The following is a 16,595-nucleotide window of genomic DNA, read 5'->3' on the forward strand; positions in this document are numbered from 1 at the left end:
GCTACGGACAGTTGACCCACTCGTCCGTGCCGTCGGTGAAGTTCTGGTGCTTCCAGATCGGCAGGCGGGCCTTCACGTCGTCCACCAGGTCTGCGCAGGCCGCGAACGCCTCCGCGCGGTGCTCGGCCGCGACCGCGCACGCCAGCGCCACGTCGCCGATCGCGAGCGGACCGATCCGGTGGCTCACCGCCAGCGCGCGAACACCCCTGTGGCGGGCGGCGACGTCGGCCGCCACCTCCTCGATCACCGTCTTCGCGGACGGGTGGCCCTCGTACTCCAGGTCGGTGACGCCCTTGCCGCCGTCGTGGTCGCGGACCACGCCGGCGAACGTCACCACCGCGCCTGCCGCGTCGTCGCCCACCAGTTCGGCGTGGGCCTCGACCGTGATCGGTACCTCGCTGATCTCCGCGCGCAGCACCCGCGCGACCGGCCACGAAGCCGGCTGGTGGTCACCGCCCCGCAGCTGGTCCAGGGCGTGGTCCAGCACGTTCTCCAGCACGCCGAGACCGTCCTTCACCCCGCCGGACGAGCCGGGCAGGTTCACCACGAGCGTCCGGCCGACGACCCCCGCCACGCCACGTGACAGCACGGCCGTCGGGACCTGGGGAAGACCGGCACCGCGGATCGCGTCCGCGAGGCCCGGGATCTCGTAGTCGAGCAGTCGCCGGGTCATCTCCGGGGTGGCGTCCGTCGGGCTGATGCCCGTTCCGCCCGTCGTGACGACCACGTCGGCGCCGACCGCGTCACGCAGGGCCGCCAGCACCGGCTCGCCGTCCGGCACCACCACCGGGTCCGGCACCTCGAAGCCACGCGACCGCAGCCAGGACACGATCACGGGTCCGGTCCTGTCCTCGTACACCCCGGCGGCCGCCCGGTTCGAAGCGGCAATCACGACAGCGGTGCTCATCTGCCCTCCGGTCGGGTCCAGACCCCCGTCTTGCCGCCCTCCTTGCGCTCCACGCGCACCTCGGACAGCACGGCGGCCGGGTCGACGGCCTTGATCATGTCGTGCAGCGTGAGGCCCGCGACCGTCACCGCGGTCAGTGCCTCCATCTCGACGCCGGTCTGGCCGCTCGTGCGGACCGTCGCGGTGATGGCCACCGACGCGTCGTCCATGGCGAAGTCCACCGTCACGCCGGTGATCGCCAGCGGATGGCACAGCGGGACCAGGTCCGGCGTCCGCTTGGCGCCCATGATCCCGGCGACGCGGGCGACCGCCAGCGCGTCGCCCTTCTTCAGGCCGTTCGACGCCAGGAGGCCGATGACCTCGGCCGTCGTGTGCATCCGGCCGGTCGCCACCGCGACCCGGGAGGTCACCGACTTGCCGGTCACGTCCACCATCCGCGCGGCACCCGACTCGTCGACGTGCGTCAGGTCAGTCACCCGACTGATGCTACGACTGAGCCGCTCGCGCGACCGCCTCGGCCACCGCGGGGGCCACGGCCGAGTCGAACACGCTCGGCACGATGAACGACGCGTTCAGCCGGTCGCCGTCCACGACGTCCGCGATCGCGACGGCCGCGGCCAGCAGCATCGTGTCGGTGATGCCGCGGGCCTGCGCGTCGAGCAGCCCGCGGAACACACCGGGGAAGGCCAGCACGTTGTTGATCTGGTTCGGGTAGTCGCTGCGGCCCGTCGCCACCACCGCGGCGTGCTTCTGCGCCTCGAGCGGGTCGATCTCCGGGTCCGGGTTGGCCAGCGCGAACACGATCGCGTCGTTCGCCATGGTGGCGACCGCGTCGGCCCCGAACAGGTTCGGCGCGGACACACCGATGAACACGTCCGCGCCGACCAGCGCGTCGGTCACCCGGCCCTTGATCATGTCGCGGTTGGTGTTCTGAGCGAGCCACGTCAGGTTCGCGTCCAGGTCGTCGCGGTCAGGGTGGACGATGCCGTTCACGTCGACCGCGATGATGTCGCCGGGGCCCTTCTGCAGCAGCAGGCGGATGATGGCCGAGCCTGCGGCGCCCGCACCGCACACCACGATCTTGGCGTCCGCCAGGTTCTTGCCGACCACCCGCAGCGCGTTGCGCAGCGCGCCGACCACCACGATCGCGGTGCCGTGCTGGTCGTCGTGGAAGACCGGGATGTCGAGCATCTCGCGCAGCCGGGCCTCGATCTCGAAGCAGCGCGGCGCGGCGATGTCCTCCAGGTTGATGCCGCCGTACACGGGCGCGATCAGCTGCACCGTGCGGATGATCTCCTCGGTGTCCTGGGTGTCCAGGCAGACCGGCCACGCGTCGACATCGGCGAACTTCTTGAACAGCGCCGCCTTGCCCTCCATGACCGGCAGCGCGGCGGCCGGGCCGATGTTGCCAAGCCCGAGGACCGCGGAGCCGTCGGTGACGACCGCGACCGTATTGCGCTTGATGGTCAGGCGGCGCGCGTCGGCGGGGTTCTTGGCGATGGCCTGGCTGATCCGCGCCACCCCCGGCGTGTACGCGCGGGACAGGTCGTCGCGGTTGCGGAGCTGGACCTTCGAGCTGACCTCGATCTTGCCGCCGAGGTGGATGAGGAAGGTGCGGTCCGAGACCTTGCGGACGGTGACGCCGGGCAGCTCCTCGAGCGCCTTGGTGATCTCGTCAGCGTGGTCGACCGAGTGGGCGTTGGCGGTGATGTCGACGACGATCCGGTCCGTATGGGACTCGACGACGTCGAACGCGGTGATCACCGCGCCTGCCCGGCCAGCGGCGCCGGTCAGGTCACCCGCCGCGCTCGCCGACGGCGGCGCCTCGACACGGACGGTGATGGAGTAGCCAGGGCCAGGAACCGGCATGTCGGAGACCTACTACTTGTTGATGTCGGTCTGCGGGTGGGTGTACGGCACCGCGTCGAGCGGGAAGACCAGGTCACCCCATGGGGCCATCGCACCCTGGCGGTCCGCCACCAGCTCGCTGACGGGGTGGTTGCCGTGGTCGTCGTCCGCAGGCCAGTACGGATCGATACGGCCGTCGTTGGCGCCCTTCTTGGCCACGCGTCCTCCTTCAGCTCGGGTCTCAAGACATTACCGGAGCGCGGTACAGCGCAGTTCGCCGAGCGTGCGGAGTGAAACCATCGGGACCGGGCGTTTCGCCCAGCGGTGCCATCAAGCCATGCGAGGCGGCGGCGCGGAACGTATACCGTGGTCGGATGCCGGGTCTCACGCTCATCGACTGGCTGCGCGCCCAGGACGACCACGCGCTGGCCGCCCTCCTGTCCGCCCGCCCCGACCTCGCGACTCCCCCGCCGCCGGACTCGGTGGTGCTGGCGGCGCGCGCGGCCACCAGGGCGTCCGTGACCAGGGCCGCGGAAGCACTCGACACGTTCACCCTCGCCGTGCTGGACGCGCTGATCGTCGCGGACGCCGACAAGGCGCCGGTGCCCGAGGCGCGGGTCGTGGAGATCGTCGGACCCGGCGTGCGCGCGGCGCGGGTGCGGGAGTCGCTGGACACGCTGGTGCGGCTCGCGCTGGCGTGGGGCACCGACGAGCTGTCGGTCGTGCCTGCCGCGCGGGAGGCGGGCGGGATGTTCCCCGCCGGGCTGGGCAGGCCGTCGAACGCGCTGGACGGCGTGGACATCGCGGGCCTGCTCGAAGGTCTGCCGGAGGCGGAGCGGCGGCTGCTGACCACGCTCGCGCACGGCTCGCCGCTCGGCCGCACGAAGGACGCGCTCGTGGAGGTGCCGCTCGACGAGGCCACCACGCCGGTGCAGCGGCTGATCGCCATGGGCCTGCTGCTGCGGCGGGACGCCGAGACCGTCGAGCTGCCACGGCAGGTCGCGCTCGTGATCCGCGGCGACAGTGCGCTTGGCACGGTCAAGCTCGACGAGCCGAAGCTGGACACCAAGCAGCACAGGTCGGCCACCGTGGACGCGACCGGCGCCGGTGAGGCGCTGGAGTTCCTGCGCCGCGCGGAAATGCTGGTGCGGCTGTGGTCCGTCGAACCCGCCGCCGTGCTGAAGGCGGGCGGCCTCGGGGTGCGGGACCTGCGCAAGGTCGCCCGCGAGCTCGACACCGACGAGCGCGGCGCCGGCCTGATCGCCGAGGTGCTGTTCGCCGCGGGCATGATCGGCGACAGCTCGGCGGCCACCACCCCGGAGTGGATGCCGACGACGGTCGTCGACCCGTGGCTCACCGCCACCCCGGCCAACCAGTGGGCCACGCTCGCCGCCGCGTGGCTCGACATGCCGCGTCTGCCGGGCCTCGCAGGCATGCGCGACGCGAAGGACAAGGTGCTCGCGCCGCTGTCGGACGACCTGCGGCGGCCACCGGCACCGGCCGAACGGCGGCGGATCCTGTCCGCGCTGGCGGAGCCGAGGGCGGGCACCGGGGTGGCATCGCCGGACAACCTCGCCGCGTTGCTGGCGTGGCGGGCGCCGCGGCGCGGAGGACGGCTGCGGGACGAGATCGTGCGGTGGACGCTCGCCGAGGCGACCTCGCTGGGGCTGGTGGCACTCGGTGCGCTCACCGGCGCAGGGCGGGCGCTGCTCGACAGCGGCACCGACGGTCCGGCCGCGGCCGCCAAACGCATGGCCGACTCGATGCCGGAGCCGCTGGACCACGTGCTGGTGCAGGCCGACCTGACGGTCGTCGCGCCCGGCCCGCTGGAACCCGCGCTCGCCGTCGACATGGGGCAGGTCGCGGACGTCGAGTCGGCGGGCAGCGCGACCGTGTACCGGGTGACGGAGTCGTCGGTGCGGCGGGCGCTGGACGTCGGGCGGACGGCCGAGGAGCTGCACGACCTGTTCCGCACGCGGTCGCGGACGCCGGTACCGCAGTCGCTGACGTACATGATCGACGACGTCGCCAGGCGGCACGGGCGGTTGCGGGGCGGCGCGGCGGCGGCGTTCCTGCGGTGTGACGACCCGGTGCTGCTGGCCGAGGTGGCCGCGCACCCGGCCGCGACGCGGCTGGAACTGCGCAAGATCGCGCCGACGGTGCTGGTCAGCCCGGTCGCGCTCGCGGAGGTGCTGGAGGAGCTGCGTGGTGCGGGGTTCGCGCCTGCGGCCGAGGACGCGCACGGTCAGGTGCTGGACCTGCGGCCTTCGGGGCTGCGGCTGCCGGCGCCCGCCCGGTCGCGGCGGGCCGGTGCGCCATCGCCCGCGTCACCGGAACGACTTCAGGCGATGGTCGAACAGCTGCGGGCCGGTGACACGGCGGCGGGCACCAAGCGTGGGCGGACGGTGTCGCTGACGGCGGGCACCGGTGCGGCGGACACGGCGGCGACGCTGGCGCTGCTGCGCGAGGCCATCGAGCGGAACAGCCAGGTGTGGATCGGGTTCGTCGACTCGCGCGGGGTGGCCAGCCAGCGGGTGGTCGACCCGTTCCGGGTCGGTGGCGGGGTGCTCGAGGGACGGGACGTCACGCACGGCGCCGTCACTCAGTACCCGCTGCACCGCATCACGTCGGCGTCCCTCGTCGTGAGCTGAGCCGACTCACCGATCCCGAAAGCCAAACTCGCGGGTTCCGAACCGAGGACTCGCGGGTTCCGAACCGTAGACTCGCGGGTTCCGAACCGTAGACTCGCGGGTTTTGGGTGGGGGCTTGCGGGTTTGGGGTGGGGTGGGCGGAAGCCCCGCGGACCTTGGTCCGCGGGGTTCGCTTTTCTTCTCAGCCTGCGCGGGCGCTCATGCGCTGGTGCATGGCGTGCTCGACCAGCGTGATGAGCGTTTCCTTCGTCGACTCGCGGTCACGGGCGTCACAGGTGACGATCGGGACCGACTGCTCGACCGTGAGTGCGTCACGGACGTCGTCGATGCGGTGGTGGAGCACCCGGTCGAAGCAGTTGAGCGCGACGATGTACGGGAGTCCACGGTCCTCGAAGAAGTCGATGGACGCGAACGCGTCGGCCAGACGGCGGGTGTCGACCAGGACCACCGCGCCGATGGCGCCGCGAACGAGGTCATCCCACATGAACCAGAACCGGTGCTGACCCGGTGTACCGAACAGGTACAGGATCAGATCGCTGTCCAGCGACACTCGACCGAAGTCCATCGCGACCGTGGTGGTGACCTTGTTCGGGGTGTTCGACAGGTCGTCCACGTCCACGCTGGCCTCGGTCATCACGGCTTCGGTGGTGAGCGGAACGATCTCCGACACCGAGCCGACCAGAGTCGTCTTGCCAACCCCGAAACCGCCCGCGACCACGATCTTCGCCGAGGTCGTCGGCTGTGGTGCGGACGCGGACGCGCCGCGCGGGCCGAGGGGACTAGAGCCTGCGGAGACCACTGAGCACCCTTTCCATGAATTCGATCGACGGCCGGTCGCCGACGACCATGCCGCTCTGATGGATCAGGACCAGTCCCATACCGGCCATGTCTCCAATCAGCACCCTGGCGACGCCGAGCGGGAGCCGCAGGTGAGCGGCCACCTCCGCGACGGACCTGGTGTCCAGGCACAGGCCACAGATGGACCGGTGCTCCGGCAGCACCGCCGCGTCCGGTGCCTTCCCCCTATCGCTGGTGGACACCAGCGCCTCGATCGCAAGATCATAATCGGACCGAGTTCGGCCGCCCGTTCTGGTGTACGGACGGACGAGCGATCCGGTTTCGTGCGATGCGGAGCCGCCACCGCCGCGACCTGCGTCGGAGCCGAGGAACTCGTCTGCTCCCCATGCCCCGCTGTTGTGCACAGCACTGTTGTAGACCCCGCTGTGCACGCCGCTGTGGCGTACCCCACTGTCAGAGATCCTGTCAGAGATCCCGTCCCGGCCGACCGTGGGAATTTCCTTGCTGTCCCAGTTCGACTGTGCCGGTATCCCGGAGTCCCCGTACAGCGTCGCCCCCGGGCCACCGAAAAGCCTGGCCCGGAAACCATCGACGTCGAACCTGTTCGGTGCTTCGCCGACATCGTGCTCGGGGAGGTCCTCCCAACCTTTCTCCGGCATCTGTTCTACTCGCCTCCGCTCTTGCTCGACGGCGCGCGGAAGTCGCTTGTCGAGATGTGCCCGGCTGGGTCGCATAACCCCAGACCTCCGCTCCGCGCAGTCAGCATGCCCCGCTACCTGCGCTGTGCGCCCTGAAGCTGAGCTCGCAGCTCCGGAGTCATCTGCTGGCCGACCCTCTCGACCAGCAACGTCATCTCATACGCCACCAGACCGATGTCGCAGTTCGGCGCCGCCAGTACGGCGAGGCACGAACCGTCGGAGATCGACATCAGGAACAGGTAGCCCCGGTCCATCTCGACCACGGTCTGGTTGACGCCGCCCGCCTCGAAGCACCGTGCGGCGCCCTGGGTGAGGCTGACGAGACCGGACGAGACGGCGGACAGTTGTTCGGCGCGGTCTCGCGGCAGTCCCTGGGAACCGGCCAGCAAAAGGCCGTCTGCCGATACGACCACGGCGTGCGCCACGCCAGGAACCTGACGGACGAAATCTGTGATAAGCCACCCGAAGCTGCCGGGCTGCTGTGCGGACGCGGTCGTCACTCCTGCTCCTCGTCTTGACGGCTCTGCTCCGAACCGGATTGGTCACCAGCGTATGCCTCGATGAGCGCGTGGCGCCCCCGCCGTACACCTTGCTGGAAGCTTGACATGCGACCCCTGACCGCATCGGCGGTGCGTGGTGGGAGCGGCGCAGCCGGAGGAATCTCCCCGGTGCTCTCCCTTGCCTCGTGCCTCGGTGCGGCCGATCCCGGAAGCAGATGCTGCTTGGGTACCCGCTTGGGTAGCCCTGCGTTGGTCGTGGTGTCCGGAGTCCTGTCCTCGAGCAAAGCCTGCGCGGCCAGCCAACCGTCGTCACCCGGTGAGGTCCACGGGGTTGGCTCGACCGGCTCGGCCTCCATCGACGCCTGGCCGTTGCCGACCTCGGCGCCGTTTCCAGCCGCGCCGTTCCCAGCCGTGCCGTTCCCATTGTGCCCGTTGCCGTTCGCGGCAACCTCGGCGGCCGGGTCGGCGCCCCTCGACGGGACGGATCCGGTGTCCGTGGCCTCGAACCACTGCGAAAGGACGGCCTCGTAGATGGGCAGACGCTCGGTCGGCGCATCCACGCTCAGCTCTGCCTCCCCCGAGGGCCTGCCACTCGCGAAGGGCTGGTACGAGGTGTCCTCGACCTCGGCCTCCGGCAACGGCGCGCCGAACAACGCCGTTCCGGTGTCGGCCGGGTCCTGGCCGCCGTTGTGCGGGGCGGCCGGCTCCGCGGGCATGCCGTTGGCGGTGGTGGCCTCGGTACCGCTGTCGAACCCGGGGTTGAACGACGGGTAGCTCGACAGCTCGGCGGGCGACCGGTTCTGTGTGGTGTCCGCGCCGACCTGCGTGCCCTCCGGCCGGATCCTCGGCATGTTGCTCGTGAACGCACCCGCGATGCCGCTGTTGCGGGTCGGGGCGTTGGTGGGCGGGTTGAGCCGCGCCTCGGTGCTGGTCTGGTCCGCGATGGCGAGCGAGCCAGTGGTGGACGGCGAGGCCATCGACCTCGGCGTCGCACCGACCGGCTGGACCAGCTCGGCGGGCACGTTGATGCGGGCGATGAGGCCGCCCTCGATGTCCTCGTTGTCACGCAGCCGCACGGTGATGTTGTGCCGCTTGGCGAGGCGCGCGACCACGTAGAGACCCATTCGCCTTGTCACCGCGACGTCCAGGTCCGGCGGGTCGGCGAGGCGGGCGTTGGTGGCCCCGATCTCGTCCTCCGACATGCCGACGCCCTGGTCGGTGATCTGGATGGCGAGCTCCTTCTTGCGCGTCATCGCCATCCGGACGATCACCTTCTTCTCCGCGGGGGAGAAGAAGGTCGCGTTGTCCAGCAGTTCCGCGATGACGTGCACGAGGTCGGAGACCGCGCGGCCCTGGACCGCGACGTCCGGCGCGGAGGCCACCTCGATGCGGGCGTAGTGCTCGACCTCGGACACGGCCGCGCCGACCACGTCGGAGGCGGGCACCGGCCGCGACAGTTGCCGGGAAAGACCGGTGCCGGAGAGCACCAGGAGGCTTTCCGAGTTCCGCCGCATACGGGTGGCGAGGTGGTCCAGCTCGAACAGCGAGGCGAGCTGGTCCGGGTCCTGCTCGTCCTGCTCCAGGCGGTCGATCAGGGACAGCTGGCGTTCGACCAGCGCCTGCGACCGGCGGGACAGGTTGACGAAGATGGAGTTGATGTTGTCGCGCAGGAGCGCCTGCTCGGTCGCCATCAGGACCGCCTGCTCCTGCACCGCGTCGAACGAGCGGGCCAGCTGGCCGGTCTCCTCCCTGGTGAACACCGGCACCGGCTCGACCGCGTTCTTGGACGCGGCCACCGGGTCCGGGTCGGCCAGGATTCGGCGGACCGTCTGTGGCAGTCGCGAGTACGCGACGTCGAGCGCGTTGGACCGCAGCACACGCAGCGGCTTGAGCAGCGAGCGCGCCACCAGCAGCGCCAGGAGGACCGCGAGGAGCAGGACCGCGAGGACGATCGCCGCGTCGCGGAGGGTGGCCTCCTGCTGGTCGTTGCGCAGTGTCGAGATCGAGTCCCGCAGGTCCGACAGCTGGCCGCGCTCGATCAGGCGGTACACGCCGAGCGTGCTCGTGCCGGCCTGCACGACGTCCTCGGGGTCGACGCCCAGGTTCCCGCCGTTCTCACCTCGGACGAGGAGCAGCTGACGGTTCTGCTTCAGCGCGTCGACCGCGGGGCCCACCAGGGTGTCGTTCAGCCGCTGGAGCTCGGCTGGCGTCGCGACGGCGTTGAACGTCGCGATCGCCGACTCGTGCCGGGCGACGGCCGCCTGGATCTCGTTGAGGTCGTTGGCGCGGATCGCGCCCTGCTGGGCGGCCGCCACGATGTAGGAGAACTGCTGCGCGATCTGCGCCTTGGCGGTCGTGATCGCGTTCAGCGCGGTCAGGCGCGGGGTCAGCGCGCCGCCACCGACATCGGCGCGGGCGAGCTGGCCGACCTGCAGGATGTTGGACACGACGTCCGCGTAGATGGACGCGATCGCGATGCCGTCGAACTGCGAAGAGGTCGCGACGTCCCGCAGCGCGGGGAGGCTCTCGAGGCGGAAGAAGATCCGCTCGTACTCCGCGCGCACGTTCTCGTCGTCGGACTCGCCGTAGAACGCCTCCGCCGCGTCGCGCACGGCGGTGACAGCGTCGTCGGTCACCTGCTGCTGCGCGTCGATCGGGGCGCGGTCGCCCTCCTGGCCCGACGCCGCGAACCTGGAGACGACCTGGCCTTCCTTCTGCAACTGGTCGGCCGCCTCATAGACCTTCGAGTGCAGCTCGACCTGCTGGAGCAGGTAGTCGAGGTCGTTCGCCTGCTTGATCTGCGTGTAGACCCGCAGACCGGCGAACGCCAGCGCCGCGAGGGTCGGCACCAGCAGCACGACCATCAGTTTGGTGGGCAACCGCCACTCGCTCAGGCGAAAACGCCTGCGCTTGCCCGGCCGACCCGACGCCTGTTCGGCGCGAATAGCGGCGTTGGCACGCCGCACGGCGCTGTCGGTCGTACTGTCACCGTCCAACGCACTGTCCCTGGCCACTCCGGACTCACTCCCAAGACGCCGTCAGTAATCGCACACTTCTGTAGCAATCTCACCCGTGTGGCTGACACTGCGGCGCACAGCTTTCCCGCATAGGCACCACCGGTCAAGGGGACGAGTCCCACCACTCACGTACGGAACGGACCACGGGAGGCCGTTCGGGACGGTGTGATGGCCCCGGACCACCCGCCACATAGCACCCTCACCGTCCAACACTACGAACCTGCTGGTGACGGCTCAGGTCAGGTCACGAATGGTTGTCTCGCCCAAGATCTTTCCCCCGCCTTCGATGGACTGGACCACCGAGATTTCTTGACGCTTGGAAAGTGGCGGACGACACACTCGTATCCGATGGTCGCTACTGCTCCTAGACTACCGGGCCGTAGCTCACGCTTGCGACCAAGCAGTCACTCCATGTGATTGCAAGTTGTTGACAGTACCCGATCGGGTGGCTATACCTCCGTGCGGGCCAAGAACTGGTCGTCCTTAACACGGTGTAGGGGCAGCCCGTGTTTGAGGAACATTTCTCAACGCTCTGATCACTGCACAAATTCAAGGGCAGGAGACGGCAAGACAATGAATCGTCCAGGCAGAGTCGGTCGGGCCAGGCGCGGGTCCGTTCGCGCGGTCGGACTGTTGGCGACCCTCCTCGCAGCCTCCCTCACGGCTGGCTGCGGTCTCTTCGGTGGCGAAGAGTCCAACGAAGGGTCCAGCGACACGACCGCGGCCTCCGGGCCGCTGGAGAAGACGACCCTCAAGGTCGGTGTCATGATCGGCATCGACTGCGCGGGAGCCCAGCTCGCACTGCTCAACGACGCCTTCGCCGAGGAGGGCCTCAAGATCGAGGCCCAGACCGTACAGAGTGGTGCGATCGCGATCCCGCAGTTGGCCGCTGGCGAGCTCGACATCACGTTCGGAAACTGGGTCTCCTTCATCAAGGCCCAGTCCGCGGGCGCGGTCGACATGAAGTTCATCAGCGAGTCGTATCTCTCGACGCCGAACAGCAACTTCGCCGTCATCGCCGGCAAGGACGCACAGATCAACAGCCCGAAGGATCTCGAGGGCAAGAAGATCGCCGTCAACGCCAAGGGCAACATCAACGAGCTGCTGCTCCGCGCGGTGCTCACCGCCAATGACGTGGACTTCAACAAGATCAAGGACAACCTCGTCGAGATGCCGTTCCCGGCGATGGCGGCAGCCATCCAGAACGGCCAGATCGACGCCGCGGCGACGATCGACCCGTTCGTGACCGACGCGATGAAGACCACCGGCGCGAAGATCGTGTTCGACCTGACCGGCGCGGGCCCGACCGAGAACTTCCCGCTGTCCGGCTTCGCCGTGAAGAAGGAGTTCGCGGAGGAGAACCCGAACACCATCTCCGCGTTCCAGCGCGCGCTGCTCAAGGGTCAGCAGCTCGCCGCCGATCGAGGCAACGTCGAGGAGGCGCTGCCGAAGTTCGCCAAGATGGACCCGCAGACCGCCGCGATCGTCAAGATCGGTCAGTACCCGACCACGATCGACCCGAAGCGGCTGCAGCGGATCGCCGACCTCCTGGTGACATACGACATGTTGCCGAAGGAGATCGAGATCGAGCCGATGGTCGTGCCGATCCCAGCCGAGAACGGTTAGCACCCCCACCGGGATGTCCCGACTGGTACGCAACATCGTCGGAACGGTCGGCGTGCTCGCGATCTGCGAGCTCGTCGGCCGTTCCGGCCTGGTGAACCCCGACCAGCTGCCGCCACCATCGGTGATCGGCGCGCGGCTGGTCGAGATGTTCAACGACTACGAGTTCTCCGTCGACGTCGTCGAGACCGTCTCCAGCTGGGCAGTGGCGCTCTTCATCGCGACGGTCATCGCGGTCCCGCTCGGCATTCTCTTCGGCAGTGTGCCGATCGTCGGCTCGGCCGCCAGCGCGATCGTCGAGTTCCTCCGGCCCATCCCCTCGGTGGCGATGATCCCGCTCGCGCTGATCGCGCTCGGTGACTCGGAGGACGCGAAGGTCGCACTGGCCGTGTTCGGCGCGGTATGGCCGATCCTGTTCAACACCGTGCACGCGATCGGCGACATCGACCCCGTGCAGATCAACACGGCGAAGGCGTTCAACCTGACGCGGCGGCAGATGCTGACGCGGGTGAAGCTGCCCTCCATCGCCCCGTTCGTGCTCACCGGCGTGCGGATCTCGGCGAGCATCGCGCTGATCCTGGTGGTCAGCACCGAGGTGCTCGCGGGCAGCGCGGGCGGCCTCGGCAGCTTCATCACCGAGACCGGCACCGGCGGCGCCCAGATGGACCTCGCGATCGCGGGCACGTTCGTCGCAGGCGTGATCGGGTTCGTGATCAACATGCTCTTCGAGTGGGTCCAGCGGCGCTGGGTCAACTGGTCGGACGGGGACCGCGCGCGATGACCGTCATGGACGCGAAAGAGAAAAAGGTCACGCCGCCGCGGGCCGCCAGTGGCGGTCGCAGGCGCAGGCGGGCGGTCGAGATCCTCGGCAAATGGGTGGTTTTCGCGGGCTTCGTCGCGGCATGGCAGCTCGCCACCACGCTCGCGGAGGCGCCGTACTTCCCGACCCCGGTGACCATCGGCAACACCATGGTCGACCTGTGGCTGTCGGGCCCCGCGTCGCAGCTGTGGCTGTCCGACGCGGTGTTCCACGACGTCGTGCCGAGCCTGTTGCGGCTGCTCGGCGGCTGGGCGGCGGCGGGCGTCGTCGGCGTGGTCCTCGGCCTGATGATGGGCCGGTCGGACAAGCTGTACGACTACTTCTCGCCCACCTTGACGTTCCTGCGATCAGTGCCGCCACCTGCGCTTTTGCCGGTGTTCCTCGTCCTGTTCCCGATCGGGACGCCCATGCAGCTCGCCACGATCGTCTTCGGGGTGATCTGGCCGGTGCTGCTCAACACCATTGACGGTGCGCATACGCTGGATGAGACGGTCGTCGAGACGACCAGGAGCATGCGGTTGTCAAAGCCGCGGTTCCTCGCGACCGTGGTGTTCCCGGCAGCGTTGCCGAAGATCTTCGCCGGCCTGCGGGTGAGCCTGTCTCTCGCACTGATCCTGATGGTCATCTCCGAGCTCGTCGGATCGACGAACGGCATCGGATACCAGATGATCCTGGCTCAGCGCAACTTCTCCTTGTCGGAGATGTGGGCCGGCATCGTTCTGCTTGGCATACTCGGATACGTCCTGAACGTTTTGCTGCTCGCCGTGCAGAACCGGGTGATCGGCTGGCACTCCAGGTCGAAGAGTCTCACCGGGAGGTAGACCGTCCCATGTTGGACGTGACCGGCATCAGCCACACCTACGGGTCGGGCGCGAAGGCACACACCGCGCTCGGCGACATCACCTTCTCCGTCGAGAAGGGCGAGATCGTCTGCATCGTCGGTCCCTCCGGCTGCGGCAAGTCGACGCTCCTGCGGGCGGTGTCGGGCTTGCTGCCGCCCACCGGGGGCGAGTCGAGGTTCATGGGTCAGGTCATCGCCGAAGTACCCCGTGACCTGGCGTTCGTGTTCCAGGAGTACAGCAAGTCACTGTTCCCGTGGCTCACCGTGCGCGGCAACGTGGCGTTCCCGCTGAAGGCCAGGGGCCTGTCGCGCAGGCAGCGGCACGAGGTCGTCGACGAGGCGCTCGGCTGGGTCGGCCTCGCCGACGCGGTCGAGAAGTACCCGTGGCAGCTCTCCGGCGGCATGCAGCAGCGCGTCGCCATCGCCAGGGCGCTGGTCTGCCAGCCAGCGCTGCTGCTGATGGACGAGCCGTTCGCGTCGGTCGACGCGCAGACCCGTGCCGAGCTCGAGGACCTGCTGCTGCGGGTCCGCAGCGAGTACGACACGACCGTCCTGCTCGTCACCCACGACATCGACGAAAGCGTGTACCTGTCCGACCGGGTGCTGGTGCTGTCGAAGGCACCCAGCACGGTCGTGTCGACGCTGGACGTGTCGCTTGGCACGCAGCGTGACCAGATCGCGACCAAGGAGACTGACGAGTTCGTCCACCTGCGCGGTGAGGTGGCGCGGTTGCTGCGTTACGGCACGGCGGGCGAACACGACGCAGTCAACGAGATCACTCAAGCGGTGCCTGTCGAGATGCAGTAGCGGGGTAAGCCATGTCCATATCGGCGAGACGCATGGTCGTCGGGATTTCCGGCGCGTCGGGTTCGGTGTACGGGATCCGGCTACTCGAAGCCCTTCGCAAGGTCGACGTCGAGACCCACCTGGTGATCAGCCGCAGTGGCAAACGGACGATCTTCGAAGAGACCACCCTCAAGCTCGAGGACGTCCGCTCGCTCGCGGATGTCTACTACCCGAGCGACGACATCGGCGCCGCCATCTCGTCGGGGTCCTTCCGGACCCTCGGCATGGTCGTCGCGCCCTGTTCGATCCGCTCACTGTCGGAGATCGCGTACGGCAACACGACGAGCCTGCTCACCAGGGCCGTCGACGTCGCGCTGAAGGAACGCCGCAAGGTGGTCCTGATGTGCAGGGAGACGCCGCTGCGGATCGCCCACCTCAAGGCCATGCAGGCCGCGGCCGAGGACGGTGCGCTGATCATGCCGCCGGTGCCCGCGTTCTACACCAGGCCGGAGTCGCTCGACGAGATCATCGACCACACCATCGGTCGAGTACTGGACTACTTCGACATCGAGACGGACCTCGTCCGTAGGTGGGGAGAAGACTGAACATGCCGGTAAGCCCTCTGCACGACCTCGGGGTGATCATCGAGACCCTCGACAAGGCCGGGCAGCTGATCAGGGTGCGCTCCGAGGTGGACCCCGTGCACCAGCTGGCCAGCGTGGCGGCCCACTTCGAGGGGCGTGCGCAGGCGGTGCTGTTCGAGAACGTGCGTGGGCAGGAGCACCCGGTGTTCACGGGCCTGTACTGGTCCCGTGCGCTGCTGGCGGAGCTGATCGGCGCGGAGGAGCGCAAGCTGCCCTCCCACATCTCCGGCAAGGTGGCGCAGTGGCAGGCCGACCCGTTCGACAAGGCGGTCGAGCCGCTGGTGGTCGAGACAGGCCCGGTGAAGGAGTACACGCAGCCGGTCGTCGACCTGTTCAAGCTGCCGATCCCCACACACGCGGAGCTCGACGGCGGCCCGTACATCGACGCTGGCGTGGTCGTGGTGACCGACCCGGACACGGGCGTGCGCAACGCGTCGATCCAGCGGTTCATGCTGGTCGACCGGGACCGGCTGCACATCAACATCGACGCGGGCCGCCACCTCCAGATGGCGGTCGAGAACGCCAGGAAGCGCGGCGAGACGCTCAAGTTCTCGCTGAACATCGGCGTCGGGCCCGGCGTGCACTTCGCGGCCGTCACGCCCGCCGAGGCGGCGCCGCCGGACACCGACGAGCTCGGCATCGCGTCGGTGTTCCACGGCGACCCGGTCGAGCTGGTCCGCGGCGACCTGCCCGAGGTCGAGATGATCGCGCACGCCATGTACTCGCTGGAGTGCGAGCTCATCCCTGGCGAGGTCGCCGACGAGGGTCCGTTCGCCGAGGTCACCGGCTACTACGCGAAGGTGGCGCCTCGGCCGGTCGTGCACGTGCGCGCCGTCCACCACCGTGCGAACCCGGTGTTCCAGACCATCATCTGCGGCAAGGAGGTGTGGAACTCGGCCGGTGTGCTCGGCGAGGCCTCCGTGCTCGCCTCGGTGCGCAAGCAGGTGCCGGGCATCATCGACGTGTACTTCCCGCACGGCGGCTGCGGTTTCTACCACGCGGTCGTGCAGATCGCGCAGAAGCGGGCCGGCTGGGCGCAGCTCGCGGTGATGTCGGCGTTCGCGGCGTTCCCGCCGCTGAAGATGGTGACCGTGGTCGACGAGGACGTGGACATCCGCGACGCCTCCGACGTCGAGTGGGCGCTCGCCACCCGGCTCGACCCGACCACCGGTGTGATCACCGTGCCGGACGCGTTCGGCCACGGTCTGAACCCGACCTTCCCCGACTACTTCGGCGCGAAGATCGGCTTCAACGCCACCCACCCCTTCCCGAAGACCTACGCCTACGAGCGGGTGCGGCTGAAGGAGTTCGCCATCGACGACCTGGACATCGACGTGCCGGACCCGTCGGCCACGCCGAGGTCGGCGGTCGACAAGTGGACCGCGGCCGAGCGCGCGGAACGCGCGTCCGCCCCTGCGCAGCGGAGCAGCGGCGCGATCATGTAGCTGGACAACGAAAAAGC

At 69.2% G+C, this 16,595-nt stretch carries 15 protein-coding genes; 7 read left to right on the forward strand and 8 right to left on the reverse strand.

All coding sequences use genetic code 11. The features are described 5' to 3' along the window. Position 1 precedes the first annotated feature (1 nt). Genes WBA97_RS18600 through WBA97_RS18615 form a run of 4 tightly spaced genes read right to left on the reverse strand, consistent with a single transcriptional unit; the run spans position 2 to position 2,974 of the window. A complete protein-coding gene (locus WBA97_RS18600; protein WP_424232114.1) occupies positions 2 to 907 on the reverse strand; it encodes a molybdenum cofactor biosynthesis protein MoaE in 906 nt (301 codons plus the stop codon). Continuing rightward, on the reverse strand, positions 904 to 1,383 hold the full coding sequence (moaC, locus tag WBA97_RS18605; RefSeq protein WP_424232115.1) for a cyclic pyranopterin monophosphate synthase MoaC: 480 nt from the start codon (positions 1,381 to 1,383) through the stop codon (positions 904 to 906). The genes WBA97_RS18600 and moaC overlap by 4 nt, the downstream gene beginning before the upstream one ends. Positions 1,384 to 1,393: 10 nt before the next feature. Beyond that, complete coding sequence (locus tag WBA97_RS18610) at positions 1,394 to 2,776, reverse strand: NAD-dependent malic enzyme (protein WP_424232116.1); 1,383 nt, start codon at positions 2,774 to 2,776, stop codon at positions 1,394 to 1,396. Between the two features lie 12 nt (positions 2,777 to 2,788). Then, positions 2,789 to 2,974 (reverse strand): hypothetical protein, encoded by a 186-nt coding sequence (locus tag WBA97_RS18615; RefSeq protein ID WP_424232117.1) that lies wholly within the window; start codon positions 2,972 to 2,974, stop codon positions 2,789 to 2,791. Positions 2,975 to 3,129: 155 nt separating this feature from the next. On the opposite strand from WBA97_RS18615, the gene WBA97_RS18620 reads away from it, so the two are divergent. Continuing rightward, positions 3,130 to 5,406, forward strand: coding sequence for a helicase-associated domain-containing protein (locus WBA97_RS18620; RefSeq protein ID WP_424232118.1), 2,277 nt, complete (start codon positions 3,130 to 3,132; stop codon positions 5,404 to 5,406). A 181-nt stretch (positions 5,407 to 5,587) separates the two neighbouring features. Here WBA97_RS18620 and WBA97_RS18625 read toward each other — a convergent pair whose 3' ends face one another. The 4 genes from WBA97_RS18625 to WBA97_RS18640 are packed head-to-tail and all read right to left on the reverse strand — an operon-like array spanning position 5,588 to position 10,398. Continuing rightward, complete coding sequence (locus WBA97_RS18625) at positions 5,588 to 6,205, reverse strand: GTP-binding protein (RefSeq protein ID WP_424232119.1); 618 nt, start codon at positions 6,203 to 6,205, stop codon at positions 5,588 to 5,590. Continuing rightward, on the reverse strand, positions 6,186 to 6,938 hold the full coding sequence (locus WBA97_RS18630) for a DUF742 domain-containing protein (protein WP_424232120.1): 753 nt from the start codon (positions 6,936 to 6,938) through the stop codon (positions 6,186 to 6,188). The genes WBA97_RS18625 and WBA97_RS18630 overlap by 20 nt, the downstream gene beginning before the upstream one ends. A gap of 38 nt (positions 6,939 to 6,976) precedes the next feature. Beyond that, complete coding sequence (locus WBA97_RS18635) at positions 6,977 to 7,402, reverse strand: roadblock/LC7 domain-containing protein (protein WP_133907638.1); 426 nt, start codon at positions 7,400 to 7,402, stop codon at positions 6,977 to 6,979. Continuing rightward, complete coding sequence (locus WBA97_RS18640) at positions 7,399 to 10,398, reverse strand: nitrate- and nitrite sensing domain-containing protein (RefSeq protein WP_424232121.1); 3,000 nt, start codon at positions 10,396 to 10,398, stop codon at positions 7,399 to 7,401. Before WBA97_RS18640 ends, WBA97_RS18635 begins: the two co-directional genes overlap by 4 nt. A gap of 654 nt (positions 10,399 to 11,052) precedes the next feature. Here WBA97_RS18640 and WBA97_RS18645 point away from each other — a divergent pair. The 6 genes from WBA97_RS18645 to WBA97_RS18670 are packed head-to-tail and all read left to right on the forward strand — an operon-like array spanning position 11,053 to position 16,578. Further along, positions 11,053 to 12,045 carry an ABC transporter substrate-binding protein gene (locus WBA97_RS18645; protein ID WP_424232122.1) on the forward strand — a complete coding sequence of 331 codons (993 nt, stop codon included), beginning with the start codon at positions 11,053 to 11,055 and terminating at the stop codon, positions 12,043 to 12,045. 13 nt (positions 12,046 to 12,058) lie between these two features. After that, a complete protein-coding gene (locus WBA97_RS18650) occupies positions 12,059 to 12,823 on the forward strand; it encodes an ABC transporter permease (RefSeq protein WP_424232123.1) in 765 nt (254 codons plus the stop codon). Then, positions 12,820 to 13,683 (forward strand): ABC transporter permease, encoded by an 864-nt coding sequence (locus WBA97_RS18655; RefSeq protein ID WP_424232124.1) that lies wholly within the window; start codon positions 12,820 to 12,822, stop codon positions 13,681 to 13,683. The genes WBA97_RS18650 and WBA97_RS18655 overlap by 4 nt, the downstream gene beginning before the upstream one ends. A gap of 8 nt (positions 13,684 to 13,691) precedes the next feature. Then, the gene (locus WBA97_RS18660; protein WP_424232125.1) at positions 13,692 to 14,510 is read left to right on the forward strand and encodes an ABC transporter ATP-binding protein; all 819 of its coding nucleotides are present in this window, start codon (positions 13,692 to 13,694) and stop codon (positions 14,508 to 14,510) included. A gap of 32 nt (positions 14,511 to 14,542) precedes the next feature. Beyond that, the gene (locus tag WBA97_RS18665) at positions 14,543 to 15,094 is read left to right on the forward strand and encodes a UbiX family flavin prenyltransferase (RefSeq protein ID WP_424232126.1); all 552 of its coding nucleotides are present in this window, start codon (positions 14,543 to 14,545) and stop codon (positions 15,092 to 15,094) included. A gap of 2 nt (positions 15,095 to 15,096) precedes the next feature. Then, positions 15,097 to 16,578, forward strand: coding sequence for a UbiD family decarboxylase (locus WBA97_RS18670; RefSeq protein ID WP_424232127.1), 1,482 nt, complete (start codon positions 15,097 to 15,099; stop codon positions 16,576 to 16,578). The last annotated feature ends 17 nt before the right edge of the window (positions 16,579 to 16,595 follow it).

This window comes from Actinophytocola sp. (assembly GCF_049647105.1).
Taxonomy (GTDB): domain Bacteria; phylum Actinomycetota; class Actinomycetes; order Mycobacteriales; family Pseudonocardiaceae; genus Actinophytocola.